This is a genomic window from Methylocystis suflitae (assembly GCF_024448135.1).
Taxonomy (GTDB): domain Bacteria; phylum Pseudomonadota; class Alphaproteobacteria; order Rhizobiales; family Beijerinckiaceae; genus Methylocystis; species Methylocystis suflitae.
The window spans coordinates 1-763 of the sequence record NZ_JAMRYX010000084.1 but is presented as its reverse complement, the minus strand read 5'-3'; the positions used below and the strand labels follow the sequence as shown (position 1 = coordinate 763).

Genomic DNA, 763 nt, shown 5'->3' with positions numbered 1-763 from the left:
AAGCGCCTCGAGCAGCACCGTCGGCAATCCCTCATGGTTCGACGAGAGCACGAAAAGGTCGGCGGAACGATAATAAGGTGTTGGATCTGGGACTGCACCCGGCATCATGACTTTGTCGGAGACGCCATGAGCACGTGCAACGGCTGCGGTTGCCTCCGCCAAGTCACCCGTTCCGAGGATCAACATCCGCGCATCTTTTGTAACCAGCAAATGCTTAAATGCACGGATTAACAACGCGTGATTCTTTTGGGCCTTGAAAGTCCCAACTGTGATTATCCGCGGTCCACGCCAGCCGCCCCATACGGCTTCCGCGGCGGCGGCATCAGCTTCGGCATCCGGGCGTAGCAGCAACGGATTGTGGAGCACCGAAAAGCGCTCGCGAGCAATGCCCGAAAGCATTGCAAGATCGTCTGCGACGCCGCCCGAGCAGGCCACACGCGCGTGCGCCAGAGGATAAATCCGCGCGATACTTTCCTTGAGCATCATCCTGTGCACTAGGCCACGATCGCCATATTGCACCGAAAGAGTATTGTGATCCCATAGGACCAACTGCGCTTTTGAGCCCGCAAGGCGATGCGCCAGCACGCCGATCACGGTAAGCGGCCACATCGAAATTAGCGCTACATCAGGTTGTTCGTTGCGTAAGTAACGCGCGAAAGGAAGAAGAATGCCGCGCGTTCGAAGCGCGCCGAGTACGAAATAGCGAGCTGAACTTGGCAGGATAAATTGCGCCTCTTCGTTATGCCAACCGACCACAATATCG

General features: G+C 56.9%; 1 protein-coding gene. It reads right to left on the bottom strand.

Annotated elements, in window-relative coordinates; translation table 11 throughout:
• Window positions 1-763, bottom strand: a 763-nt coding sequence (locus NEI07_RS06785; protein WP_256033582.1) for a glycosyltransferase, incomplete at both ends; no start/stop codon positions are given.